25 protein-coding genes and 2 pseudogenes are annotated in these 25,531 nt (G+C 53.3%); 9 read left to right on the forward strand and 18 right to left on the reverse strand.

Annotated elements, in window-relative coordinates:
• The first annotated feature begins 65 nt into the window (after window positions 1–65).
• The 3 genes from GHO42_RS04485 to GHO42_RS04495 all read left to right on the forward strand — a co-directional run bounded on the left by GHO42_RS04485 (window position 66) and on the right by GHO42_RS04495 (window position 3,771).
• Window positions 66–404 carry a YkvA family protein gene (locus GHO42_RS04485; protein WP_095023678.1) on the forward strand — a complete coding sequence of 113 codons (339 nt, stop codon included), beginning with the start codon at window positions 66–68 and terminating at the stop codon, window positions 402–404.
• Window positions 405–558: 154 nt separating this feature from the next.
• Window positions 559–2,646: an AAA family ATPase gene (locus GHO42_RS04490; protein WP_095032551.1), complete on the forward strand. Its 2,088-nt coding sequence runs from the start codon at window positions 559–561 to the stop codon at window positions 2,644–2,646.
• A gap of 93 nt (window positions 2,647–2,739) precedes the next feature.
• Complete coding sequence (locus tag GHO42_RS04495; protein ID WP_176464980.1) at window positions 2,740–3,771, forward strand: YafY family protein; 1,032 nt, start codon at window positions 2,740–2,742, stop codon at window positions 3,769–3,771.
• Between the two features lie 376 nt (window positions 3,772–4,147).
• On the opposite strand, the gene GHO42_RS04500 is transcribed toward GHO42_RS04495, so the two are convergent.
• From GHO42_RS04500 to GHO42_RS04515, 4 genes are all read right to left on the reverse strand, one after another.
• Window positions 4,148–4,348 carry a hypothetical protein gene (locus GHO42_RS04500; RefSeq protein WP_095023675.1) on the reverse strand — a complete coding sequence of 67 codons (201 nt, stop codon included), beginning with the start codon at window positions 4,346–4,348 and terminating at the stop codon, window positions 4,148–4,150.
• A gap of 1,305 nt (window positions 4,349–5,653) precedes the next feature.
• A complete protein-coding gene (locus GHO42_RS04505) occupies window positions 5,654–6,358 on the reverse strand; it encodes a DUF5677 domain-containing protein (RefSeq protein WP_153326986.1) in 705 nt (234 codons plus the stop codon).
• 159 nt (window positions 6,359–6,517) lie between these two features.
• Window positions 6,518–6,652 carry a hypothetical protein gene (locus tag GHO42_RS25985; RefSeq protein ID WP_256670552.1) on the reverse strand — a complete coding sequence of 45 codons (135 nt, stop codon included), beginning with the start codon at window positions 6,650–6,652 and terminating at the stop codon, window positions 6,518–6,520.
• 623 nt (window positions 6,653–7,275) lie between these two features.
• Window positions 7,276–10,347 carry an STY4851/ECs_5259 family protein gene (locus GHO42_RS04515; protein WP_218575988.1) on the reverse strand — a complete coding sequence of 1,024 codons (3,072 nt, stop codon included), beginning with the start codon at window positions 10,345–10,347 and terminating at the stop codon, window positions 7,276–7,278.
• A gap of 36 nt (window positions 10,348–10,383) precedes the next feature.
• On the opposite strand from GHO42_RS04515, the gene GHO42_RS04520 reads away from it, so the two are divergent.
• A protein-coding gene (locus GHO42_RS04520) for an IS3 family transposase (protein ID WP_153326990.1) occupies window positions 10,384–11,534 on the forward strand; the annotation gives its coding sequence in 2 pieces (ribosomal slippage) (window positions 10,384–10,621 and window positions 10,621–11,534; 1,152 coding nt in all).
• A gap of 65 nt (window positions 11,535–11,599) precedes the next feature.
• On the opposite strand, the gene GHO42_RS04525 is transcribed toward GHO42_RS04520, so the two are convergent.
• A complete protein-coding gene (locus GHO42_RS04525) occupies window positions 11,600–11,860 on the reverse strand; it encodes a hypothetical protein (RefSeq protein ID WP_095023647.1) in 261 nt (86 codons plus the stop codon).
• A gap of 242 nt (window positions 11,861–12,102) precedes the next feature.
• Between GHO42_RS04525 and GHO42_RS04530 the strand changes: the two genes are divergently transcribed.
• The gene (locus GHO42_RS04530; protein ID WP_095023646.1) at window positions 12,103–12,687 is read left to right on the forward strand and encodes a hypothetical protein; all 585 of its coding nucleotides are present in this window, start codon (window positions 12,103–12,105) and stop codon (window positions 12,685–12,687) included.
• 224 nt (window positions 12,688–12,911) lie between these two features.
• Here GHO42_RS04530 and GHO42_RS04535 read toward each other — a convergent pair whose 3' ends face one another.
• The 7 genes and pseudogenes from GHO42_RS04535 to GHO42_RS04565 all read right to left on the reverse strand — a co-directional run bounded on the left by GHO42_RS04535 (window position 12,912) and on the right by GHO42_RS04565 (window position 16,435).
• Window positions 12,912–13,583, reverse strand: a complete 672-nt coding sequence (locus GHO42_RS04535) for a DNA adenine methylase (RefSeq protein WP_153326992.1) — start codon at window positions 13,581–13,583, stop codon at window positions 12,912–12,914.
• Window positions 13,526–13,705, reverse strand: a complete 180-nt coding sequence (locus GHO42_RS04540; RefSeq protein ID WP_153326994.1) for a hypothetical protein — start codon at window positions 13,703–13,705, stop codon at window positions 13,526–13,528. The genes GHO42_RS04535 and GHO42_RS04540 overlap by 58 nt, the downstream gene beginning before the upstream one ends.
• A gap of 150 nt (window positions 13,706–13,855) precedes the next feature.
• A pseudogene (locus tag GHO42_RS25990) lies at window positions 13,856–14,173 on the reverse strand (lysis protein); the annotation flags it as partial.
• 99 nt (window positions 14,174–14,272) lie between these two features.
• Window positions 14,273–14,479, reverse strand: coding sequence for a hypothetical protein (locus tag GHO42_RS04550; RefSeq protein WP_138738271.1), 207 nt, complete (start codon window positions 14,477–14,479; stop codon window positions 14,273–14,275).
• Window positions 14,480–14,648: 169 nt separating this feature from the next.
• A complete protein-coding gene (locus GHO42_RS04555) occupies window positions 14,649–14,963 on the reverse strand; it encodes a type II toxin-antitoxin system RelE/ParE family toxin (RefSeq protein ID WP_150628178.1) in 315 nt (104 codons plus the stop codon).
• Window positions 14,960–15,214: an antitoxin gene (locus GHO42_RS04560; protein ID WP_095002908.1), complete on the reverse strand. Its 255-nt coding sequence runs from the start codon at window positions 15,212–15,214 to the stop codon at window positions 14,960–14,962. Before GHO42_RS04560 ends, GHO42_RS04555 begins: the two co-directional genes overlap by 4 nt.
• 684 nt (window positions 15,215–15,898) lie before the next feature.
• Complete coding sequence (locus tag GHO42_RS04565; protein WP_095002910.1) at window positions 15,899–16,435, reverse strand: hypothetical protein; 537 nt, start codon at window positions 16,433–16,435, stop codon at window positions 15,899–15,901.
• Window positions 16,436–16,603: 168 nt separating this feature from the next.
• On the opposite strand from GHO42_RS04565, the gene GHO42_RS04570 reads away from it, so the two are divergent.
• Window positions 16,604–16,804: a hypothetical protein gene (locus tag GHO42_RS04570; RefSeq protein ID WP_153326998.1), complete on the forward strand. Its 201-nt coding sequence runs from the start codon at window positions 16,604–16,606 to the stop codon at window positions 16,802–16,804.
• 21 nt (window positions 16,805–16,825) lie between these two features.
• Complete coding sequence (locus tag GHO42_RS04575; protein WP_153327000.1) at window positions 16,826–17,275, forward strand: hypothetical protein; 450 nt, start codon at window positions 16,826–16,828, stop codon at window positions 17,273–17,275.
• A gap of 2 nt (window positions 17,276–17,277) precedes the next feature.
• Here the strand turns inward: GHO42_RS04575 and ykgO are convergent, their stop codons facing one another.
• Window positions 17,278–17,433 (reverse strand): type B 50S ribosomal protein L36, encoded by a 156-nt coding sequence (gene ykgO, locus GHO42_RS04580; RefSeq protein WP_095020762.1) that lies wholly within the window; start codon window positions 17,431–17,433, stop codon window positions 17,278–17,280.
• Between the two features lie 192 nt (window positions 17,434–17,625).
• On the opposite strand from ykgO, the pseudogene GHO42_RS04585 reads away from it, so the two are divergent.
• Both GHO42_RS04585 and GHO42_RS04590 read left to right on the forward strand, forming a co-directional pair.
• Window positions 17,626–18,324: pseudogene (locus GHO42_RS04585) on the forward strand (tyrosine-type recombinase/integrase); the annotation flags it as partial.
• A 284-nt stretch (window positions 18,325–18,608) separates the two neighbouring features.
• Entirely contained in the window at window positions 18,609–20,006 is a 1,398-nt protein-coding gene (locus GHO42_RS04590) for a site-specific integrase (protein ID WP_153327002.1), read from the forward strand.
• 147 nt (window positions 20,007–20,153) lie between these two features.
• Here the strand turns inward: GHO42_RS04590 and GHO42_RS04595 are convergent, their stop codons facing one another.
• From GHO42_RS04595 to GHO42_RS04615, 5 genes are read right to left on the reverse strand one after another with little or no spacing between them, the layout of a single operon-like run.
• The gene (locus GHO42_RS04595) at window positions 20,154–21,272 is read right to left on the reverse strand and encodes a GTPase (RefSeq protein ID WP_153327004.1); all 1,119 of its coding nucleotides are present in this window, start codon (window positions 21,270–21,272) and stop codon (window positions 20,154–20,156) included.
• Between the two features lie 34 nt (window positions 21,273–21,306).
• Window positions 21,307–21,576 carry a YkgJ family cysteine cluster protein gene (locus GHO42_RS04600; protein ID WP_153327006.1) on the reverse strand — a complete coding sequence of 90 codons (270 nt, stop codon included), beginning with the start codon at window positions 21,574–21,576 and terminating at the stop codon, window positions 21,307–21,309.
• Window positions 21,569–23,212, reverse strand: coding sequence for a dynamin family protein (locus GHO42_RS04605; protein ID WP_228394080.1), 1,644 nt, complete (start codon window positions 23,210–23,212; stop codon window positions 21,569–21,571). The genes GHO42_RS04600 and GHO42_RS04605 overlap by 8 nt, the downstream gene beginning before the upstream one ends.
• The gene (locus GHO42_RS04610; RefSeq protein WP_153327008.1) at window positions 23,209–24,972 is read right to left on the reverse strand and encodes a dynamin family protein; all 1,764 of its coding nucleotides are present in this window, start codon (window positions 24,970–24,972) and stop codon (window positions 23,209–23,211) included. Before GHO42_RS04610 ends, GHO42_RS04605 begins: the two co-directional genes overlap by 4 nt.
• The gene (locus GHO42_RS04615) at window positions 24,969–25,523 is read right to left on the reverse strand and encodes a hypothetical protein (RefSeq protein WP_153327010.1); all 555 of its coding nucleotides are present in this window, start codon (window positions 25,521–25,523) and stop codon (window positions 24,969–24,971) included. The genes GHO42_RS04610 and GHO42_RS04615 overlap by 4 nt, the downstream gene beginning before the upstream one ends.
• Window positions 25,524–25,531: the final 8 nt, after the last annotated feature.

The following is a 25,531-nucleotide window of genomic DNA, read 5'->3' on the forward strand; positions in this document are numbered from 1 at the left end:
AGGCTGACTGCTCGCGGACAACTGCCACAGTTCAATGTACGCCCCAACATTTGAAGCGAGACAACATGTCAAACAATGCCTTTGAAAAAGACTACTCAGACGATTCGTTCTGGGACAAAGTGAAAACGTACGCCAAATCTGCCGGCGAGACCGCACTGGAACCCGCACTGAAAATGTATTACGCAGCCACTGACGCCGACACTCCCACCTGGGCCAAAACAACGATTTATGGCGCCCTCGGGTACTTTATCTCGCCGATTGACGTCATTCCGGATATCACGCCATTTTTGGGCTACACCGACGATGTTGGTGTGCTGTGCGCGGCATTGGCCGCGACTGCGAGCCATATCAAGACCGAACACGTAGACAAAGCTAAAGACACCTTGAAACAGTGGTTTTCCTGACTTAACCGTCAACGCTAGGCTTACAGAACGCTGAACTGGGATCAGGCACGATCGAGCATGTCGAGTCTGATCCCTTGCCAAGCAGGATTAGTACGACACATTTTGACTCCCGCTGGCCTCATCCTGCTGACTCCACTGCATCAGGAGACTCAGCATGGGCAGACGCCTATCCCCCTTTGCACACGGCAGCCGCCGTGCTGCTGATACTTGTACGCTCTCGCTGAAGTGGTGTTATCAACTGCTGCTGGATCTGGGGGGACATCGTAGCTTTATCAACCGCCACGGTCTGAGCGAGGATGATTTGGCTCACGAGTTGGGCCTGGCCGAATGGTTAGACGATGACCAGTACAGCCCTGCCCTGGCGCTGACGACACTGCGCACCCGCGCTCGCGCCTTCAATGCCGAGCACATGACAGCCCTCTATCCGAACAACCTACAGAGCAACCTGGAGGCGCTTGGGGCACTGTTAGGCTTGGGTGAGTCAGGACTGCAAGTACTCGGTTTCTGCGTGCTGATGCACAGCGACCCAACACTCAGTGATGCCACAGACCAACTGGGCATGTTGGGGCTCAACCGGGCAATGAAAGTGCTGTCTGTTCTATTGGGATTACCGCTGGCAGAAGTCGAGGCATGCCTGGCACACAATAGTCCACTGATGCGCACGGGCCTGCTGGATCTGAGCACCAATCACCGCGCCGTCATGGCACTGAGTTCAACCTTGTCGGTGAGTAATCCGGACCTGCCTGGCCTACTGCGTTTTAGCAAAGGTACACCGCTGGAGCTCTTCGCTTATGCGTTTCGTTTAAGCCCTCCAGGTAGTTTGAACAGGGAGCATTACCGTCATATCAGCCAAGCGCTCACGATCGCCGAGCGCTACCTGAGCAAATCCTTGGCCCAAGCGCGACAGGGCGTGAATATTTTGCTCTACGGCCCACCCGGCACAGGTAAAACTCAGCTTAGCCGGCTGATTGCTGAAACACTGGGCTGCGCGCTGTATGAAGTGGCCTGTACCGACAGCCAGGGCGATCCCGTCAGCGCCAAGCAACGTCTGTGCTCCTTGCGCGCGGCCAACAGCGTACTGCGTTCGCAACCTGCTCTGCTCGTGCTTGATGAAATCGAGGACATCTTCCAGGCCGCCCCTTCCGCGCCCAATAGCCATTCCCAGAAAGGCTGGATCAATCGCATGCTGGAAGAAAATAGCCAACCGTGTTTCTGGCTAAGCAACAGCATAGAGACTATTGATCCGGCACATATACGCCGTTTCGACCTGGTGATTGAAGTGCCCAATCCACCCTTGGCGCAGCGCAAACAAATGCTGCACACGTGCAGCGCCGGCAAGTTGAGCGAGGTCTTGATTGAACAGCTCTGCGCCCATGAGCAGATGACGCCGGCGGTTCTAGAGAGAGCCGTGCGCGTAGGACGCAGCGTGTCACAACGCGCCAGCAAAGCACTGGACAACACGATTCGATCGATCGTCAATGGCACGCTCAAAGCGCAAGGCTTCGCTTCGCTACAACAGCACAGCAATGGTTTACCGAGCTTCTATTCGCCAGACTGGATCAATACCGACCTGCCCCTGCATGGTTTGGTAGAAGGGCTGCGCGCCCATCCACAGGCGCGGCTGTGTTTTTACGGCCCGCCCGGTACAGGCAAAACCGCATTCAGCCATTGGCTGGCTCGGGAGCTGGGCAAACCTTTGATGGTCAAACGGGTTTCCGATCTGGTTTCCCCGTATGTCGGGGTGACAGAGCAAAATATGGCACACGCCTTTGAACGCGCCCGGCAAGAGGACGCGATTCTGTTGCTCGATGAAGTCGACAGCTTTTTGCAGGACCGACGCAAGGCGCGACAGGGCTGGGAGGTTACGACCGTCAATGAAATGCTCACTCAAATGGAGAATTATCCAGGCCTGTTTATTGCCTCCACCAACCTGATCACCGACCTGGACGAGGCCTCCTTGCGCCGCTTCGACCTGAAGGTGCATTTCGGTTACCTGACGACGGAGCAAGCCCAGGCATTATTTGCTGAACACCTCAAGGCTTTGGCACTTAAGGATCCACAACATGACGCCGCCCGCCGCTTGCGCACCGAGGCATATCTGACACCTGGCGACTTTGCCGCGGTAGCGCGCCGAGGACGTTTCAACCCCTTCAGCAATGCCGACGAATTGGCCCGTGCACTGCTGGCCGAGTGTCGCTTGAAACCCACTGGGCAACAACGGCCCATCGGCTTCGTACATTAAGCCCATTAAAGGTTGCCGGATTGACGCCGATAGGTGGGCAACCGACTTTCTTACTGGCTATAGGCCAGCCTGCACCCTACAAGGATGATTCTCTTGCCTTCAGCCAAGACCCATAGCGCCCTGAGCCGTCAGTGGGAACTGCTACAGCACCTGCCCAAACGCGCACCTGGCATCACGGTGAGTGAACTGCTCAGTCGCTTGGTGAGTGCGGGTTACTCGATCAGCCGTCGCAGTGTCGAGCGCGACTTGCGTGATCTGTCCGTGGTGTTTCCCTTGCAGTGCAACAATGGCGGGACGCCTTTTGGCTGGTACTGGAAACCAGGCGTAAGCGTGGAATTGCAGGGCATTACACTGGCAGAGGCGGTCAGTCTGACCCTCGTCGAGGATGCGGTCCGCCCCCTCTTGCCCGGCAGCATGTTGAGCGTACTGGAGCCACGATTCGAGCACGCCCGGCAAAAACTCAAAGGCCTTGAAGACGGCAACCCCACTGCCCGCTGGCCGGATAAAGTGGCCAGTGTTCGCCCGGACTTCAATCTGCACGCACCGCAAATCCTGGCTGAGACCTTGGAAGCCTTGCAGCACGCCGTGATTAGCGAGCAACAAGTACACTGCCACTATTACTCGGCACACACCAATAAAATCAGCGAACTTACCCTCAACCCACTGGCCATTGTTCAGCGCGGCTTAATCACCTACCTCATAGCGACGGCAGCGCCGTATACCGATGTTCGTCAATTCGCCGTGCATCGCTTTCGTGAAGTAACGGTACTCGACACTCAGTGCCAAGGGGTGGCGTCATTCGAGTTACATACCTACCTGGCCAGCGACGCCTTGCAATTCGGTAACCCGGAAAAAATCCTTTTCAAAGCGTGGGTCAGTGAACACCAGGCGCGTTTGATTCGAGAGACGCCCTTGAGCGCGGACATGGTGCTACAAGCACTGCCAGACGGTTTTCAGATACAGGCGACCGTCAGCAATACCTGGCAACTGCACTGGTGGATTCTCTCCTTGGGCGCTTCGTTGGTGGTGCATGAACCAGCGGCATTGCGACAGCAGGTGGGCGACACCTTGCGACTGGCGGCAGCAGCCTATGGCTCTGAAAGCAGTTCGAAGTCATCTGACTAGTAGGGCCAACTGGGCTCACGGAAAAGGCTCTGAAGCCTGATTGACAACGCTCATGTCAAAGCACGCTAGGAGGACATGAGTCATTGGCTGATGCTCCCCGCCTGATTGCCCAACCTCAGCAACTGCGGCAGACGCTCTGCCGCTTTACCAAGCAACACCAACACACCCTACTCATCCACTGGCTCCCGCACCACGTTGATATGCATCACTCGTGCCCCACACTGCCTGGCGATATAGGGGATTTGCGCCGCAGGGTGAACCAGCCCGATGTACCGACGCAAATTAATACGTCCGCCTCCTTAGCCACCGCCAGTGCTTGGCGCCACGCAGGTTGAGTCGTGACAGGGGTTCTGCGGGACGCATTGGCCAAGCCCCCCTAACGGCGTAATCGGGTAAACCATTGCGCCAACGTACGGTCAACGACGCCGGCTATCTGCCGGGTCAACACGTCACTGCCACAGCGCTCACACCGCTCACACCAGTCGAGGGGCCCCAGTGCATCACTGAGCGGTGCAACGGTTTTCTTCCAGTGACACGCCTGACATACAAAAGTGAAAGGCTGTGGTCGGATAGGCATGTTCTTGCTCCTCTGCCACGCCTGTAGGTGCACGTGGCTATGGGTCATTGTCTAAGGCTGAGAGGTTGATGGCACTAGGGCTTGCAGGATTTCGAGCTTTCGCTGGAGCTGATCGACGTGTGCATTTTGCGCCTGGAGCGCCGCTCTTAACTCTCGATTTTCCTGCGCGTGCCAACCCACCCGCCGCTCGCGCTCTTGCGTGGTCACCTGCCAGTGCGTGAGCAAATGCCACGTTTTATGGCCTTGTGAATACAGTGCGCAAAGGATTGCCAACATCAGCCCCAAGACCGCAATTGCCACCCAATACTCAATACCCATAGCCTGCCCCACTGAATGCGACCCTGGAGGTGATGGGCGATGCACAGACCCAGCGCAATCCGCAAACCAAATCAGAGCCAAGCCACAGCAGGCGCTCAACTTCTGCTCGTGCGGTACTCGGAACAAAGCAGACATTTAATGTTGGGGGCATCTAGGCAGCCTTTACGTGAGTCATTCGATAGAAGGCATTATCACAATGGCTCACGACAGTTTGTGTCGTTACCGCGCCCACCTCTGCACTCCAGGTCAAAACTCCTGAATGCCGCCACTAAGGCACTCTGGGTCTGGGTAAATAAACGGCTATCACACCTTCCGAACTTCGCTAGATAAACCATTGAGGCTATCGGCTGGAGATGTCTATGGTGCCGCGGGCAAGTGAGATTCAGGAACTGCTGTCGCATAGATGGCAAGCGATTTAATTGCGCAAGACGGAATTCCCGGACGGCCACATTAGAACTAAAAATTCCAATAGAACAATATGAAGATCATTTTTGCATAAAGGGCTATAAGATCAAGCAAGGAAGTCGCTATCACGCCAAAGGAAACAGAATAACTATAACTGACGGCGACATGAAAAACACAATAACCACAATAAAAAACACATCTGGAAAAAATAGAAATTCTTTGTTGCTCGAAGAGCCATGTAAACCATTAGAGCTCTGAGCGCAAACAATTGAACTCAACCCCAAAAGCCACCTTCTTAAAAAATGCCAAACATAAGTATCTTCGTACCTTTTAACTTCAAGGGCTTATTGGAATCTGAAAATACCACAACATGAAAGCTAGGCGCCGTTTGGCGCCTGCCCCCTGCATCAAGCGCCAGCTTACTACGACTAATACCTTGAATTTCCTAATGGCGTGTGAGTGGATCCAGAATCACTTTATTGCAATTATGATTGCATATCACGAGTGGTAGCAATCGGCCAGAAGTCACCAATTGGCACTCGCACATAAAAAAGCCATGAAAACCTCTTTAAAAACCCCTAACTACTGCTTCTGATTATTAATTACATCAGGTACTTTTAGGTAGTTAGTGATCTTTGAAATGGTATCATGAATGTAAATTTGCCCTTGAACCTGAAGTATCATCGTGGTCTCAGGGGACGCCGAGTTCTTATAGTTATTCACCAGATATGAACTTGGATGCACAAGCTTTGAGAACAGTTTGTAAACGCTTTTGTGCTCATCGCTAGAGTCTAGTTTTTTTGCTATTTGCCCTGCTGAGGCTGGGGTATTAATTTCTGGCAAGCTATATTTTTTTCTGACTTTTTTAAGCCGGTTAATCTCTTCGATTAATATTAATCTCTGATCAGCCAAGTCAGATGCAGTATTAATACTGAGTATCCCCTCCAGAACTTGAATATTGTCAGTAATGGCCTCTGAATTCCATTCGTCGAGATTATTTTTGCTACCGATTATCGAGCGGGCTATCAAGTTGAGCTCGTAAAGATTTCGGGTTGCAAGTGCCAGAATTGAAATATGGTTACCAATTGCTGTTTGAAAAATGTTTACACACTGTGAATTAGCGGCCAACAAATTTAGCAACGCTATATTTTCATCGTTTCTGGGGCAAGCAGCATCCACCCAGTCCATTATTAAAAGAATCTTATCTTCTAGGCTTTCTAGTGCAAGCTTTAGATCATCCTCAGTTCCAGATGTTACATAATCACTGATTGGTGCGGTATTATACATATCTAGCATCCTGCTGTTAATGTTTGGCGTTAACTATGGGGGATTATGCCATATACTCAGCAAACAAGTAATCGCCAATCGCAGGACTGAGGCAGCTCCCTATTAAGGTCATGCAGCATTCTGCAGACAACCGTCTGGCAATATCAGTAAATTGCGTTGCTACTGCTTGATCGTCTGCAGGCTCTGGGGTTTTTTGAACTTGGCGCGAGTAGAATCGACTAAAGCCTGACTGAAATTACCGCAACGGTTGACGCTCAGGACGATTTTCATGCAACCGATCAGCAGTTTTTTCATACCTACTGACCAAGATCGTGATGCTCTCGTGCATCATCGATATAGTGACCAGTCAACAGCGCGGCATTTACAACTCGCTGCAAATCTTGATCGGCGTGGCCAAGCTTATGAATTGCAGATCATATTTAGCAAAGAGAGTGCAATGGTAATAAATTTCGGCTAGGTGTGAATGGCCCTTGATTTCTTAAACGCTTTTGACTAGCAGCTTTTGTCCGATTCTGTAGAAAAAGTAACTCCCCTGCCTAGTCTGCGGCAAGATTTCTGGATTGGACGACAGGGGATCACACAGCATGAAGGGACTGTTATCGAGTGGGCAGGGGCGGATGTTTTACTCGTTTAAATTTAAAGATCAAAGGTCGCGGTAGGGATGGCAGTTACCTGCCACCCCCCGCACAGATCCGTACGTGCGGAACTACCGCATACGGCTCCTGCCTTGGGTGCGTGACGCGAAGCGATCCTCAGGATACGGGTGTGCGTTCTTTGGGCTCGGTATGTAGTGATCTGTGAGCAACCCGAAGCGAGACCATTGCAGCCGATTTCGCTGGCTGCGTCGCCCGAGAGCCTGACGCCAATATCAACCTCGATATGGCGAGCATTCTCGCCTAAATGGGTGTCCGGTTTCATTAGACCACTACAAACCATCCCTGACGGTCAAAATCAGAAACCAATCGAATGGCGAATTTTAGGTACGCCATCGGCACAGGAAGATCATTTAGGGTGGCTTTGCCTGCCGTCACATACGCCAAAAAAATTGGTAAGTAAGAAACCGCTTTAGTGAAACCAACAGGGGTAATCTCTCGCAAGAATTCAGGTACCGGATTCTGAAGGAGCCAGCTAGTCAACTCCGCAGTAAGATCGGTAGGCCACTGTCTGTCGGTAGCGTGTTGTTGGCGTAAGGCTTGATTCCAGCCTGGTACCACCAATTGGGGAGGGATTTTGGTCAGACTGCTTTTATTGCCAGTACTTAGGTAGTCGCCTAAATAATCAAAGCCGGAAACCACAAGTCGCAACACGACCGCGCGATTCGTTTCAAGGTTCTTGATAAGAATCTCCGGCAAGCCACATGCTATCAGCCCTTGTAAAAATCGTGCATGCGCTTCGAACCAAATGGGGAGAGGAATTGCTTCCCAGATCACCGCCAACTCATCGCGAATTCGAGCGCAGAACGCTTCGTCCATTTCTAGTCGGAGCACCGCGAATGCCAGCGCGTCTGGTTGCTTTGACAGTGCCTTCCAGCTTTCAAATGACGACAACGGCAGGTGCGCGTAATGTTGCTTCAAATCCGCTAAATATTGCCAACCACTGTGCCCGAACTCTTTGGCCATGACGGTGATTTGTTGGCTGATGGCGTTTGGGTTGGTTTTTGGGTGGAAAACCTGTGTCGCTTTGTGCAGGGAAAAAACTTCAGTTTGAATTTCAGTAATCGACGAAGCCGACGCGAACAGTGCAGGGCGAAATTGAGTTTTACTATCTTTGGCTGGATAGATTAGCCATGGACCATCACGTTGCATGGCGTGGGGTAAAATAAATCGCCCGGTGCCAACATCCTGACTCTTGAGTTCCTCAATTTTGACTGGCGCTTGTTTAGGATCAGAAAGCAGCATTGCTTCAACTTCGGTGTCATTCAAAATTGTCGCGTTATTTATTTCGCAGATCGTGAATGTGTCTCGACTTTCCCATTGTAAGCGGCCGTTGTACCGTCTGATATTCAGGCTGAGCGCACGCTTTTCGGTTTCTAGAGTAAGTCTGATAAACGCATCTTGTTCGTCGACTGCTCCTAGCATTTGCAGCATGTCATTTTGGTAGCTAAATAAATTTAGCAGCGTGGGCGATGAGCTTACTTTGATCTCATAGTGCCGTTTTGGATGTGGCAGCGCCTCGCACACCAGTTCTAGTTGCATGTAGAAACATTGCCCTTGAGTTTGCCCTGAGGTCAATGCGATGCGATGACCTATCAGCTCAGGTAACGTAAGTTCGTGTACTCGTGAGGGCCGGTCGTCTGGTCCAATAAGCCGGGCTCCTTGATACGGGTATGGGAGGCGAAGTCGTAGTGGCTGATTGCTGTTTTTCTGGTCGATCTCCAGCGTAAAACCAGCAGGAGGTGTATCAGATCGATGAATAAGGCTGAAAGTGGTTGCGGAGTGATCAGACTCCAATCGCTTGGCCATTAGCAGCGAGCTGTCGATTTTCAAGTCAAGCTGGAGCGCACCTTTAACCTGCAATCGAGCAGGTTTTTCAGTGGTCGCAGGAAGCAACGAGGTACTGAATTCTTTGGGTAGGACGGCAAAGCGTCGTGTTAAAAGCGTTTTTCCCGTGCGATTTTTCAAGGTGTAACGAACGACACCGAAGGGCCCGGTACGGCGAAGAGTGTCCAGGGGTTGCCCATTGGCAAATTCTAGAATATCGCCCAACCCAAACTCATAGCCTTCGGGCAACTCCAGTCGTGGCCAACCCAAATATACAACACCTGGGTTACTGTAATAGAGCCCCTGAACACCAGCCAGAGCGGGTTTTCGGTGTTCGTTTTGATTCTGATTTAATTCGATTCGATAGAGGTCAGGGCCGTTTTGGAGCGATACATCGGCCCGTAGATCCAGCCACTGGCCGTTCTCTTTGTCGGTAGTCAGCAGGGATGGTGCGAGGCCGTCTGACGTAAAACTAAATTTGGTCGGAATGCGCATACGTGCGGACTCACCAGCGGCACCGCAAGATGATGTTCCGACCAGTTGCCAGCAATCAGCCCGCTGTTCAAAAACTAACGGCGTTTCTTCGTAGTCCAACTCGCTGCCGTCGAATTGGTAACATTGAACAACTCGTCCATTGTCGAGTAAGCGCAGCGTGACAGGTTCGCCTAACCGGCGACGTTCTATTGATATTGAGGGCTTGGAGAAGCGGATCGTCAGACGCGACTCGTTCAGCTGGGCATACACTGCAGGCCCCCGAGTTAATATGTGCTCACCTTCGTAATAGGCTTGATCGAGCCGAGTGCTACCCAACTGCTGGGCATCAATATCAAATGAGTGTTCCTTTGGCAAGGCCAGCTCTGTCCTAATCCTCCAGTCCGGCAGTGCGCCTAATAGAAAATGCTCACAGGTGAATGCTCTGGATTGAATGAGGGCCTCATTCCTATCAAGCCGCTGCTTGCCAGCATCATGTAGCCAATCATTAATCAGGCCTCTAGCATTAGTTTCATCGAGAGGGATTGGAAAGGCTTCTGTCCACTCAGGAGCGACTTTATCCAAGTAAGCAGCAGGGTCTTTCTGATCCTTAAGCGGATATTGCCCAGCCAGATACATCAACTGTTCAACAATGCCGGCAAGCAGCTGTCTGGTTTCTAGATTTCGAAAGGAAATTGGCAATTCATCTTCGTGCGCCGCTATTAGGTCAGCAGTTGTTCGGTGGCTGCTCCCTGCACTGAAGAGATTAATACCTCGATTGACAGCTTTGCCAAAGCCATGCGATTCCTTTTGAACCAGGGGCCAAGGTAGCCCACCTTCTGCGAAAAGCGACCCTAACCAATCCCTACCGTTTTCACGGTACCGAATAGGGCGTTTCCAGTATTCCAGTCCTTTACTGGCCAAGGTTGCATGCTGGTTGTGTGAAAGTGAAACTGCTAACTCACTCTCAGCGCCTGACCAGGACCATGAGCTGTTGTAATTTCTACGATACTGAATCGCCCCGGGTTTCCTAGACACCTCTTTGCCTTAAAATGAGGCCAATCAGGAGGTGCCATGAGCAACCCACGTAATCCCGAAGAATTCAAAATCCAAGCAGTCAATCAAGTGATCGAAAAGAAGCTGCCTGTCGCTGATGTGGCAGCACGTCTCGGTGTATCGACTCACAGCCTTTATGCGTGGGTAAAGCGCTACAGCAAGCCACAGGAAGAACGACAGCAAGGCGATGATCAGCAGGCTGAACTTCGACGTCTTAGGGCGGAGCTCAAGCGGGTCACTGAAGAGCGAGACATATTAAAAAAGGCCGCCGCGTACTTTGCCAAGGAGTGCGGTTGAAGTACGCCTTTATCAAGCAGCAGGCTGCCGACTACTCCGTTCGACGGCTTTGCCTGACGCTCAAAATCCACCCCAGTGGCTACTACGCTTGGTTATCGGAACCGCAATCTGCGCGCGCCAAAGACGACCAGCGCCTGTTGGGGCTGATAAAACATTCATGGCTGGAGAGCGGCGGCGTTTATGGCTATCGCAAAATCCATGATGACCTGCGTGAAATCGGTGAGGCTTGCGGTCGCCATCGGGTTGCCAGATTGATGCGTATTGAAGGTCTGCGCTCTCAGACAGGGTACCGCCGACGTCCAGGGAAGTACGGAGGTAAACCTGCGGTGGCCTCACCCAACTTATTGAAGCGTCAGTTTGATGTGGTGGAACCCAACACGGTTTGGGTCACTGACATCACCTACATCCGCACGTACGAAGGCTGGCTGTATTTGGCAGTGGTACTGGACTTGTTTTCTCGCCAAGTAGTTGGCTGGTCAATGAAACCGCAAATGACAAGCGATTTGGCCAATGATGCATTATTGATGGCCGTTTGGAGGCGTAAACCAAAACAAGAGGTGATGGTTCACAGCGACCAAGGCAGCCAGTACAGCAGCTCCGATTGGCGTAGTTTCTTGAAGGCGAACAATTTGGTTGCCAGCATGAGTCGTCGAGGTAACTGCCACGATAATGCTGTCGCAGAAAGTTTTTTCCAGCTTTTGAAGCGAGAACGGATCAAGCGAAAAATCTACATCACACGGGAAGATGCTCGTGGTGATGTATTCGATTACATCGAGATGTTTTACAACGCAAAACGTCGTCATGGTTTCAACAATCAGCTGTCCCCGGTAAAGTTTGAAAAGCGTTACGCAGCGAGCTTGGAGAGTGTCTAAAGAACCCGGGGCGATTCAGTGAGGTTCTACGAGACTCCTCCTGTCCTACAGACTGCTAGAGCTTATCAAACAGCAAGAGGGGAACAGTGGAGCGTGTACTGACGATTGGCATTGATGGTTGTGTCGACTAAGAACCGGTGAATATTTCCGGATACAGAGACGTCAATTTCATCTACCGTAAGCCCTGACTCACCAAGTTCAACAGAGATTTTGGTGCCGCTATCACAGCTCTCGATCTCTACGTCTCTATCTGGCAGGATGACCATTCTTCTGGGATTGCTATATAAGCAATGGAGCGTTAAATCAGCCTTACCCTTGTAGTTCATCTTGCACCTCCTATGTCGGTAAACCCGAGCGTATCATATGTGTCGAGCAATAGACGTTATGGCTGAATTCTCGCTGGGGCTTTCCGATTTTCCAAGATCGTATTCCGACTGTCCGGGCGCCCTTGCTACCATAACGTCGTTCCATAAGCGAAGCACTACAATCCTAATTTAGCATTGCAGATGCCTGTTTTTTTGCGTGTGTGATATTGTCTGTAGCATCTCCACAAGGACAATAATCGAACATGCTGCTTTATCATTTCACCCGTGCTGGTGCTATCAACGACATTCTCAAAAACGGAATTCTCCCTGGTAAGGTTCCATGTCAAGAGAACGGCAAACCGAAGCTTGTCTCCCTAACATCAAGGCTTGACCCGAGCGGACATGGATTGATAACCGGACAATTGCTTTACGAGCAGACGTCTCCAGAGTTCCAATTCATGGCCAGCGTTTATCCTCAACTGATCACAGGTCAATCGCCCAATAGACAGTTGCAACTATTCGACCAGACAGAGGTAGTTGTAGAGCTGGACATTAGCGATACAGATCCAAATTTATTGGACTACAACAGCTTTATTAATCTAATACTGACGCAGATGAACTACTCGAAAATACATAAAAACCTTTTCAAAGCAGCTATTCTGGTCAGCACTCGGTATCCATTAGGTCATGATCATATAGCAACCAAGAAATATGATAAGGAAGTACGAGATGTTCAATATTCAGGTGCCATCTCCGACCCTGGCTGGTTCCTCTATGATGGAACAATTTCGCCCAATATGATTAAGTGCATCAGGACTCGGGACAATCAGACCGGAAAATATATTTGATCACGGTCATGTAAAAATTAAATTTTCTACTAGCCGATCAATAAAATCTATAGAAGTCGGCAAGATATTGGCGAGAGCCTCTCTGATCAGGGCATCGATCAATTTTGAGTGAGCGTTGGTTTTTCGGACAAGCACGACTTTAGAGTTGGTTCAATCCTAGGCGATTGCAGATTTAGGGAAATAGTAGCTTTAGGGCGGTTACAGCCAACCACCCTAAAGCTTTACTAAAATAGCCCCCCCAAAGCCTCCTGCTCCCAATTCATCACAATCAACTCTCCCGTCACCTCAGCCTTCCCCTGCCGCTGATTCGTGGTCGTGTACCTGATCTCGGTTGTCTCAAAATGAAACCCCTCAAACACTCGCCGAATGTCCGGATGGTCGTTGATGCTGACCATCACCTTACCTTTGCAGCGACGCATAAAATCAGCCATGCGCTCGTAGTTTTCAAACGGGAAGTCGACGCCGTAGCCAGCGGTCTGCCAGTAAGGTGGGTCCATGTAATGGAAGGTGTGCGGCCGGTCGTAGCGCTCTGCGCACTCAAGCCAGGGCAGGTTTTCGACGTAGGTGCCGGCCAGGCGCTGCCAGGCTGCAGACAGGTTTTCTTCAATTCGAAGCAGGTTGATTGCTGGAGCTGTTGTTGCGGTACCGAAGCTCTGCCCTGAAACCTTACCACCAAAGGCATGGTGCTGCAGGTAGAAGAACCTTGCAGCGCGCTGGATGTCGGTCAGGGTTTCCGGGCGGGTCATTTTTTTGCCACTCGAATATCTGCCGTAAGCTGAGAGCCCACCTAATTGACGCACGAATTCTTCCAGGTGGTTCTGCACCACGCGGTACAGGGTCACCAGGTCGCCGTTGATGTCGTTAAGTACTTCAACCGGAACAGGTTGTGGGCGCAGGAAGTAAAGCGCCCCGCCACCGGCGAAGACTCAACGTAGCATTCATGGGGCGGGAACAGTGGGATAAGACGGTCGGCCAGGCGGCGTTTGCCGCCCATCCAAGGGATGATGGGTGAAGACATGATGTGCAAGACCTTTGCTGTATGGATAAACAGGTTTTAGGCTCGCTCCGCTTTGTGCACGAAGCAGGAGCCTTGACTGGGCTTGCAGGGCTAATCTGCGGGTTTGGTGGCCGGGTTGGATGTTGATGCATCCAGTTTCGGCCGCTCCTTTTACTTTGTGCCTGATACTTCTTTGGCATAGGCCTGACAGGCCTGCAGCGCGATCAATCCTTGATCGTCGTCGCTGGTGATTCCGATAATTCGTTGAGCATGCGCTGGGCCAAATTGGGCTCTATGGGCGCCATAAACCACGCCGCCGGCAGTGGCAAGGCGATCACGCAGGCGTGCCTGTTTGGTTTTCTCATCGGTCAGGGCTCGGTAATGGGATTGGTCACTGGCTGCCAGCCATTGCTCCAGGGCGAGGCGCTTGCCCTGCTCTGCCAGGATTTGCGCAGAGTTGGCATTGGCCAGATCGGTGCGTTCGGTTTCGGGAGGATCAGCAGCAGTTGCCGCGCTGTGATGGGCATGAGTTTCTTTAGATAATAAAAAACCCGCACTCGGCGGGTTTCTTTGAATCGGTGCAGGTATTTACTGTGGCTGGATACCTTTGATTTTCTCCAGGCGCATTGGATAGCCATTGGCTGGCTGAACCACAGTTTCGCTTTCAACCGTTTGAATGATCTTGCCGTTGGCATCTTTCGTCACTGAAATAGTCTTGCTATAGGTGCTCTGCACCACGCAGCCATTCATCAACAATGCCGCGCCGACTACAGCCAAAAACTGGATGCCCTTCACTTGGTACTTCCTTACCTGGATAATTTCGGCGCCGACTGTAGCAGGCTTTATGCCATCATTTCCAACGACATGGGCTGAAGTCTTGCTTCGCTGGAAGGCATGCCTATCTCGAGACAAAAAAATCCCGCACTTGGCGGGTTCGGTACTGCAGTTTCATTTCAGCAAGACATCACTTGTTCAGCCGTTCTGCCAGTCGCGTCATCAGGTCCATGCGTTCATGCAATATCGCCACGATCAAAGCAGGTCCACCTTCACGCGGCAGGGCAAATGCGTAATGGTGTTCGCAGTGAGCCATCAACAACGTCGGGTAGAGGTCGCTCATGTCCCTGTACGCGCCTTGACGGGCCGCAAGGCGCGCGATCCCGCGTTCCAGTCTGCCGATGTACACACGCACCTGCTGGTCACTCCACTGTTGGCGCGTGTAGCGGATGATCCCGCGCAAGTCGGCTTCAGCCTCAAGCGTAAGAACGTAAGCACCGCTCAAACCCGATTTTCCCCAGACAGTTCTTCGTCGAGGATGTCACCAATGCTCCTGTCTGAAACCTTGCCCGCCAGGCCATCATTGATGCGGGCGGTCAGTACGCCTCTGAGCTCTTGCCATGCCGGATCATTGTCGACATTGCCCGGAAACAGGCGCTCGATGGCGTATTGCTTGATCGTCTTGCCCTGCAAGGCGGCCAACGCTTTCAGGCTCTGATGCTGCTGCTCGGATATGTCGATGGTCAGGCGGCTCATGTGGCAACTCCATACGTGATCTACGCCCTGATCTTCGCACAAATGTGGGAATGTGGGCCATCGACTGGACGACCGGGACTTCTCCCAGGCTAGCTTGGGCGTAATGGCCGCATGTTTGAATCGGGATAGCCCTCTGCATCCAGCTTCCAGGCTCGAATCTGAGTACGGTAGTCGCGCCACAAGCGCTCCGTACCCGCACCTGCTCGCCATCCTCGATGGCCTCCAACTGCTCATCCACAAACTTACGCTCCTGCTCGATCCACTGAACTTCGACAGCAATCAAAGGCGCCAACCGCGTCCTGCGCGAAGATCACCCCCTGCGCCATAACTGATGATGCGTATACCCCATGTGATCAACATGCCATCTGCAAACTTTATAAAGCTGCCGCTGGCATTCGTCCCTTGATCAATAATCGCTCTGCTCGCCACGGAACCCACAACAGCTGCAAACGCTGCGCTTTTAAGCGCTGCTGCCTTGTCGTATAGCTCCCGCGTCATAAAGTTAATCTTCTGATTGGCCACACGCGGTGGGTCACCGGGAGGAGATTTACCTGCGCATTCAGGCATAGCGCAGCCTGAACGGAAAGCATCACTGCAGGCCGCTCGCTGAGCAGGTTGGAGGGAATGAAAGCTGTGGAAAGTCTACGGTGAAATGTCAGCCATCATAGAAAAGGTTTACCAGGCTCACGGACTAGAATTAGTGAGCTGAACATAAATACAAAAACCTGCAAGCAGCGCCCAAAAAATTACAAATAGCCATGGTGTCCTCATAGAGAACATTAGCGATTTGCGATACCCCTGCTGACTCGATTCTTTTTCGTTAAATAAGGGTGAGTCATCATAGGCCTCCCCCATAACCGGGTCACTGCGCAATAAGTGACTTTGTTTGAAATGCCAATGATCAATGATGACATACGAGGCCCTAAACCCAGGCCAGGCATGCAATGAGCTAAATATTCCTAGGATGGCCATCAAGGTTGGTACAACCAAGGTAAAAAGCTCGCCCCATCTGGGATTGAGGTTCGCCATTGAAGAGGCAAACGCAATAACCAAGAACGATTGGGCCGTTAAATATGCGTTCGTTCTATTCGAGAGCAAACTTGTTTCATAGTGAATTTCTCTCCGATAGAAATCTAGACGATCTTTAGGAGTGCCAAATAGAAAAACGTCTGAGGGCGACTCCTGATGAAGCCGGATTTCCTCAGTGATGATCTTAGTCACAGCACGCCTCCGATGGACTGAATGACTTTAGAAGCGCTCCCCTTCAAAGGGTTCATTAAATTTCAGCGCATAAATACTCAATCCTAGCCAACTTCAAAAACTCATTTCATCCCCATGAATGTCAGCGAAAGAAGTGAAGATGAATAATCCACAGCTCTGCAGGCGACCATGACCCCAAGTCAACGCGCTTACTGTGATGTAGCGCTCGCAATAAACCAGAGCCGCAATATGTTCGTCGCGCTTAGCCTCGGGCTTGCCGGCTCCAGCACACCGAAGAGCGCCCCGCGCTACCGGGTAGTGCCAGAGAGTGGCGAGTTCTTCCACATCGTCGATACCGGTACCGGCAAGGTGAAAGGCTTTCGCCCGTAAACTCGAACAGGAGTCGCTGCCATGACTGACTTTCTGGATACCGTCGAAGGCCCGGACTGGCTTTACGATGCCATCAACAGCCTGATCTGCGGCGACACCGTCACGGCGCCGCGCCCCTTCGGTAAACAGGTGACATTGGTGACACCACAATCACTATACGAAGCACTGGCCGAACACCTCGGCGCACAAGAACACATCGCCCCTCTGCTGACCGACAACCGCGAATATCCGATCGAGCAGATGATTTGCGAAATCGTTGCCGGTGGACGCTGCATACACGGCAAGGTCTACGACCTGGCCTGCACGGCTCTGGACCCAGCCAAGTCCAGGCAACACCCTACAGCCCTGCATGATCTTGCCGAGTCACTGATTCGTCCCCGAGCCAATGAGTACGGCCAGGCCCGCGCCGAGGAACTGGCGACAGACCTTGCTGCCGACCGGGCGGATCAACGCAAAGCCGACGTTGCGTAAGGTCAGCCCTTGCCTTTGTTCTTGTTCTTCGCTGCGCCCTGGCGAGCCTTGAATTTCGGATTGGTTTTGCAGATCACATAAATACGGCCACGGCGCTTAACGATCTGGCAGTCACGGTGACGATTTTTCGCTTCTTTGAGTGAGGACAGCACTTTCATCGGTGAGGCTCCTTGCGGTGAGTTGAAACGTAATAACATATCTTAAATACGAATGATAATGTTTAGCAACTCATATTTCCCCTACCCCTTCTTGATGCTGCGTAGATCGCGGCAAGGATTTTGTCGTGTCCATGAATATGCGGATCTGGGATCAAGTCGATAAGACCGATACCCGGTGCACAAAAGCTGCTTTGGCTGGACAGCGTGCCCATGCTGACAAAACTGGAAGAGAAGAAATCGAGCCGCAAGCCCTACCCCATGTCCTGGGAAGAGCAGTCGATTCTTTTTGGCGAGTTGCCCGCCCACTTGCAGACGATGGCCTTGTTCAAGGTGAACACGGGCTGTCGCGAGCAGGAGGTTTGCACATTGAAGTGGGATTGGGAGATTGCGGGAGCGGAACTGGGCACCAGTGTGTTTCTGATACCGGCCGATTTTGGCGGCCGGCATGAGCGGTCGGGAGTGAAGAATGGTGATGAGCGTCTGGTGGTGCTCAACACCGTGGCCATATCGATCATTGAGAAGCAGCGCGGTATCAGCAAGGAATGGGTATTCCCCTACAACGGCTCCGCAATGCACCGGATGAATGACTCAGCCTGGAAGAAGGCGCGAGTGAGAGCGGCGAAACTCTGGCAGGAGAAAAACCTTCGCCCCGCTCACCCTGGCTATCAGTCGATCAGGATTCACGACTTGAAACACACGTTTGGCCGACGGCTTCGGGCAGCAGGCGTAACCGAGGAAGACCGCAAGGCATTGCTCGGGCACAAGAGCGGTAGCATCACCAGTCACTACTCCGGCGCCGAGCTGGGGCAGCTGATAGAAGCTGCAAATAAGGTGTCAGCCACTGACTCGCGTGGGACGGTGCTGACGATTCTGAAGAGAAGGCAGGCGTGAAATGTGGAGAAGTCACGCAAAAGTCACGCACATGAAAAAGCCCAACCTGCGAAGATTGGGCTAAGTCATTGAATAATATGGTCGGGACGGAGTGATTCGAACACTCGACCCCTAGCACCCCATAAAGGTGAATCTTTATCCAGCAACGTCCTGCAAGATCCAACACTTCCTCATAACACTCTGAACATGTTGATTTTACCCACTACCACTGTCCATTAGCATCCGCTAACATCCCCCCAAAGCCCATCTCAATTCACTACCAATTCACTACCAAGAGCAAGTACATGGCCAACATTACAGACAAGGCAATGAAGGCCAAGCCTGGCCAAACCCATAAATGGTTGAGTGAAGTCGCGATTTGGGGCCATGGATCACTTCTGGCCCGCATCACGCCATCGGGTGACCGCCTTTTCTACTTCCAATACACCAACGAGGCAGGCAAGAGATACGCTCTCCCAATCGGAACTTATGGTGCTGGGGATGATGCCGCAACAATGACTCTTTCGGATGCACGACAGAGAGCAATGGAATTGGCCAGTCTTCATAAAACAGGCATCAAAAACATCCGTGAACACCTTGAGTCCGAAGAAACTGCACGTATCGCTGCCCGCAACGCCGAGCTAGCACGGTTAGACGAGGAGAGAGCCACTGCAGAAACCGAGCTAGCCCGCCAGGCATCCCGCAAGAGCGTTGCCGAGCTGTTTGAACACTGGGCCAAGATCGACTTGATCAATCGCAAAGATGGCGGCGCAGAAGTGCGTCGAATGTTTGAAAAAGACGTATTGCCCTTTCTAGGCCAATACGCCGTAGCGGACGTGAAAAAAGGCCACATCACAGAAGTAACTGACACCATGCTTGCCAGAGGCGTCAACCGTGCTGCAAAAATTGCCTTCTCCCTGATGCGCCAGATGTTCAGATTCGCAGTAGACCGTGACCTCATAGAGCACGATCCCAGCGCCAGTATCCGAAAAGCGAAAATTGGCGGTAAAGACGTCGAACGCGACCGAGTATTGACTGATGATGAAATTCGTAGCCTTGCGAAGAAAGCTCCAGAGGCGGGACTTCTAATGACGACAGAAGCTGCAATCTGGATTGCACTTTCCACCTGCTGCCGCATCGGTGAGCTACTAAATAGTCGTTGGGAGTATGTGGACCTCAAGCAGCGCACTTGGTTAATTCCTGCTGAGCACAGCAAGAATGGCAAGCCGCATACTGTTTTCCTGTCAAACTTCGCTGTAAATCAGTTCGAGCGGGTTCAGAGCATCAATAGCAGTTCGGCCTGGTGCTACCCAAATACCGATAACAGTGGTCCAGTCAACTCCAAGACCGTGACCAAACAGCTGGGTGATCGTCAACGCCAGCCTGAGCAAGGAACAATGAGCCGACGCAGTGCTAAAGCTCAAAGCCTGCTGCTTCCGGGTGGTAAATGGACTCCTCATGACCTTCGTCGCACAGGCGCAACGTTAATGACCGCACTGGGAGTGATACCTGAAGTGGCTGAGCGCTGCCTAAATCACACCGAAGACAATAAGGTGAAGCGAATCTACCAGCGCCACAGCTATACATCCGAAATGACTGCCGCATGGAACCTACTAAGCGAACACCTTGAGATACTCATAAAACCAAAGGCTACGGATATAAAAAACACCTCAGACTTGGGCGCCATCATAGAGCCCAGTTGAAGTTTCCAAAGTCATTGGGCCAATTAAAACATAGTAACCATGAGTCGCCCTTAATGAAGATAAATGCCTCCACGACTTGTGCTCACAACTAGAGACAACCCTTGTCGACCTGCCAGGACTCTGGCAGGTCGACATAGAAGTCGCACACTACTTGAGTGAGAGTTTTCTCTTCAGCTCATCACCGATCAAACTGATATTAAGCTCCTTGCCCGGGTTGTTATTGCAGAAATCCGTCAACACCGAAATGTAGGCCGCTCCCAAACCTTTCGTCAGCGTCGCAGCCGTTGTCGCGGCGATAGTGCCGCCTACCGCACTGCCCACACCTGGAATCATTTTGAGCAAACCGGTCACGACCGCCCGGCCCAATAAGCTTGCTGCACTCGAACCCAGCGCCGATGCCACCAGGGTCGTCAACGCACTGGTACTGACTTCCATTCCAAACGTCACACCAATCTTAGCCAGCATCCCGACTTGAATCGGTATCAATACAAAAGAGTCTGAAAATGGAATCGGCGTAGCCCCCGCCGCCGCTGCCAGGCCGCTGGCGATCAATACTTCCTTCTCAGCCTGCTCGACTTTGATTTTCATGGAAGATTGATGCCGCGAGCTCAATGCATTCGCGAATGCACGCTTTTTTGCTTCGGGGATCAGCCTCGCAGATTCATAGATCAGCTCGTCGATACCTTTGACTCCGAACTTGAAAACGTTGCCTTCGTCGTCTTCGATCTGTTGCGCCTCTGCGCGCACCCGTACTACGGCTGAAGCGCCGGGCAACAGCTTTTTGACCTTGAGGTGAAAGTCAACGTCCTTGGCGAACATGCTTTTGGTGACAACCGCCACCACTGGAATGGATTGATCGATCAACACACGGCAGAGATCGATTTCCGCCTGCTCAATCCGATCACCGCCTTCCTGAATGCAAATCCATGCCGCATGGATGTGCTTGTTTTCATCGTGATGCCCCGCACGTAACTCAAGGAAGCTCTCCAGATCCTTGAGAATGGTCGCGTAGTCCTTCAACTCCAGACCTTTGCTATCGATGATCGTGATTGGATGACCTTCCTTGGTGATCTCTTCGATCTGCTGCGTCACCGGGGTGCCGGAGCCGGTCTTCGCCAACTGCCCACGGAACACCGTGTTGATCAGGGTGCTTTTACCCACGCCCGTCTTGCCTGCGACGACGATATTGACCTTGCCGGAACCCCGCACGGCGTCACGAATGACGTCATCAATCGCGTCCTGTTGCCGATCAGCTACGTCCAACATTACTGCCTCCTTAAATATTCAAATGATCAACACATCACATCGTTTGCAGCTGCTTGCAGGCCGCTGCGTTTATTTCCACGAACGCATCCCAAGTCATCGTCCGTTGATAATTCAGTTCGTATTGCCGATCCACGCGGCAGATATCCGGCCGAGTTGCGTAGATACGGCAGCCACCATCGGCTTCGTCCAAATTCCTGCACACCCCGTCACCTCGGTCCATCCCGGCTGTTTGTGGCAACAGGTGGACACGCTTGCAGCACTGCATGCAGCGGTTGCAGGGGAATGCCTGGCGGTGTTCAGACATAGGTATCCAGGGTGACCTGGCATTGCACCAGCAGCTCGCGATCTTCGCTGAGCTTGCGCTCGGTCTGGCTGAGACTGCCGCGCAAGGCCTTGAGCTTGTCGTTGACCAGCGCAAAGTTGCTTTTGATATTGGCTTCCACCACCTCGGTCAATGCCCGCGAGAACTCCCAGGCAATATCGTCGCCCAGGCTCTTGATCGCCTGGTCGCGCCGCTCACGCTCCTGCTGCTCCTGGCGAGCCTGTTCTTCGAGGCGTTGCTGCTCCGGGTCGCCGGCAAAAGCTGTGTAAATCAATTTGCCGACCTGGTAGACGACGCCGATGGCAGGCAGCACCTTGCCTACAACCTGCTCAGCCACTTTACCCATGGTGATCGGACCAATCCCCTTGAACAGGGTGGGCAGCCACTCCTTGCCCAACTTCATCACCGTCACCACGTGCTCGGTCTTCAGCGCTCCGCCCGCCTGGCGCACACCCGCTTCCAGCAAGCTCATATCGACGGCCGAATCTGTAGCCCCGGCAGGTTCGCCAGCTGAGGCGCCGGGGATATTCAATGCGCCCGTGGACGGCATGTCTGGGTGCTGCACGCGGACCTGATCGAGCATCTCCTCGAGCAATTGCGCCGCATCCAGCGCAAGGCGTTTGAGCTCGTCATCCAGCTCGCCACACACCTGTTCGTTGGCGCGCCGGATCAGCCCGTCGATCTTGGCTTGAGCACCCTCGGCGTCCTGGTGCATTGCCATCATCGCGCCCTTGGCCACCCCGGCCGCCTTGGCTTGTACTGATGCTTTTAGCAGTGTGCGCAGGTCAATCTCACGCCGTGCGATTTGCGCGTAGAACGCATCGATGCGAGCGCTGGAGGCCTGATCGCGCTGTTGGTCCAGCAGCGTCAGCGTCTCACTCAGGAAGCCGCTCAGATCGGTGGCCACACCGGCAACAATCTGACGCTGCTCTATCGAGGCAAAGAAGTGGTTGAGCTCACTTTCGAACTTCGGAAAGCCCGAGTTCTGCAGCAGATTACCCTTGTGCTCTAGCTTGCCCTTGAGTGCCGATCTGGCGTTGACCTCCAGGATCGGAATTGCCTGCAGCACTGGCGGCAACCCGCGCGCCTGGGCCATTTGCTGGATGCGTTCGCGCAGTTGGTCCTTGATTCGCTCGGCTTCCAGCGGCTCCAACGGGTTCTTGCGGTTGAGCACCAGAAAGATCTGTTTGTTGCGTGCGACCAACTCCAGCAGCGCCGAAAGCGTGGCTTCTTCTTCGACAACGCCCAACGGGTTGACCACAAAGATCACCACGTCGGCGCCATACAACTGCTCGCGCGTCACCTGCTCGTGGGCTTGTGGTGCGTCGATACCCGGCGTATCGAGGATCTCGAAGTCGCCCCAGCGGTAGCCCTGGATCTTGTCGGTTTCCGGCGTATCGGCAACCTGCGCCTGCTCGGCGCCAAGCAACGCATTGATCAGCGTGCTTTTGCCGGCGTTGTACACGCCGTAGACCATGATGGTCGCCGCAGCACTCGCCTTCCGGGCCGCCACCATCTTGCGGATGGCCGGTGTAGCCGAGGGGTTGTACACGGCACACAGTTCGTCCACGTCATCGTAGAGCGACAGGACGTGGGACATTGGGGGTTGTTGAGTCATGGCTGTGGAGTCTCCACGAGGGAATCGAGTCTGTCGTTCAAGCGGGTAATCTCGGTAACGAGCACCTCGCAATAACGCTGCATGCTGGCGCGCACCGGTTCATACAGGCCCATGACGTGTTCGGCCAGCAAGGCCGGCACGGCGTTGGCGTAAGCGTCGAGGGCGGCTTGGCGCTGCTCCTCCAGGTTGTCGCCGACCACCACTTGGTGCGTTTCATAGCGGGCCTTGGCACTGCGACCGGCAAGACTGGAAGCACTGCCAATGGACGCACCGAGGAGCGCTCCGGGTATGCCTCCCACGAGAAATCCCACCGCCCCACCCAACAGTGTCCCGCCCGCGCCCCAGGCCGTCTTGGTCCCCGATTCGGTGCCGGTCCGGTATTCCTTGGCAACAGTCACCTCACGGTATTCAGGCAAGGCGCTTAAGCGGCTTGCGTCGAAGGCGCGGCGCAACCCGGCTTGTTGTGTCTTGTCGATGTGCTTCATCGCATCATCAGCCCGGTCACCCAGAACCCGCGTCAGTTGGTCACGCAACTTGCCTTCAAGCTTTTCGTTGTAGCCGGCGTCGAACAGTTGATTGACGTAGCGGCTCATCTGCGCGGCGCCCGCCAGACCTAGGTTGCGCACTTCCTGCTCGATGGCCTTGCCCTGCTCGCGGATCTGCTGCTCGAAGCCGTTGGCCAGATCCGCCACAAGGGCCAGATCCGCCGCAGTGTCCTTGATCGCGTTGCTCAAGTTTTTCATCGGCGTGGCCAGCTTGAGCTGCAGCGCATTACTGTCGCAGATGGCCTTGAGCGTCTGAAACAATTCCCCCACACCACTGGCAGCCAGAGCATCCGGGCGGGTTTGCGCGAAGCGTGTCGACAGCGGCACAACACGCGTGTATTTCAGCGCTTTGTCGTCCAGCCTCTGCAACTCGTTGTTCACATAATCGACTTGTGCCTGTCGATCCTTCGCCGGCTTCATGACGATCTCACACACCGCGTTGCCGTCGTCGTCCTCATCTTCCTCGGTGGTATCGCTGCCAGTCAGCAACACCATCAATGACTTCTCGTCGGCCAGCAACTCACCGATTTCGCCCATATCGGAAGCCCTGCCCGGAGCTTGGGAACTCATGGTGTAGAGGATCAGATCAGCGTGCTCGACGTACTCCCGCGCCAGGTCACCATTGGCCCGGTTGACCGAATGCAGGCCGGGCGAATCGACCCAGGTCAGGCCGGGCAAGCGAAAGCCCTGGATCGAGCTGGTCGCTTCGGTGGCGCCGACGCGAAACTGCAAATTCTGTTCGGCCTCCTTGTGCTTGTCACCGCCTTCCACCGCCGTCTGCTCGGCAGAGAAGTACACCGGTTGAACCTTCGCCTGCGCCTTCAACTGCGCCGTAGGCTCGCTATGGCCCCAGGCGACGTAGTTACCCAGTGAGCTCTTGCCGGACTTGACCTTGCCGTAGACGAATACCAGCAGGGAGTCGTTGACGTTTTCGCGGAATTCCGCACCCTTGACGCGGGCTTTGACTTGTTTTTGCCACACCTCGAACTGGTCCGCCAGACGCTGCGAGAGACCTTGCGCCAGCTTGTGCAACGGGTTGTCGCTGCTGACAGCGCCGAGCAGCGCCTGGGTGTGCTCGAGGTTGCTGGAGATAAACTCCTGGCGCAGCAAATTGAACGTGCGATCCTTGGCGTGGATGTCGCTTTTCTGCTCTTCGAACTGGGCCTGGAGTCTTTCGAAAGCACCCATCAATTCGTCACGGGTCACGGCATTCATACCAACTGCTCCACGGTATTTTTCAATTGCTGCAAACGCTTGATTCGCGCCGCCGATTGCTGGAGTTGAGCCTGGGCCTGCTGCTCCGCCTGTTGGGCAGCCAGCGGCGCAGTCAGGGCTTCAAGCACATTGAGCTGCAAAAGGAAGCGCTTGGATTTCACCGCAGAGAACGCCGAGTCAGCGTGCAGAATGATCTTCATCGCATCGCCATACGCTGAGACCGAATATTGCTGGTTGGCGACGGCCTGCTCCAGCTGAGTCGCCGTCTTTGCGGGGCCCATTGCCTTCATAGGCTGACCCAGGGTTTGCGCGGCGCTGTTGAGCTGAGTTTTCAATTGCTCGCGGCGATCTTTTTCCAGGTTCGAGATCCGATCCTTCAAGCCTTGCTGCTCGCGCTCGCGTTTGGCGGCAAGTTCCTGCTTGCGGCGCTCGGCGTCACCGGAGCTTGAAGAGGTGGATGAGCTTGAAGACGGGCTGTCATCAGACACGGCCTTGACGATCGCTGTCACGGCGGCCACCGCAACGGCACCAATTAACCAGGGTAGAGGCATTGCAAGTC

Source organism: Pseudomonas sp. FSL R10-0056 (assembly GCF_009600105.1).
In the GTDB taxonomy this organism is placed as follows: domain Bacteria; phylum Pseudomonadota; class Gammaproteobacteria; order Pseudomonadales; family Pseudomonadaceae; genus Aquipseudomonas; species Aquipseudomonas bubulae.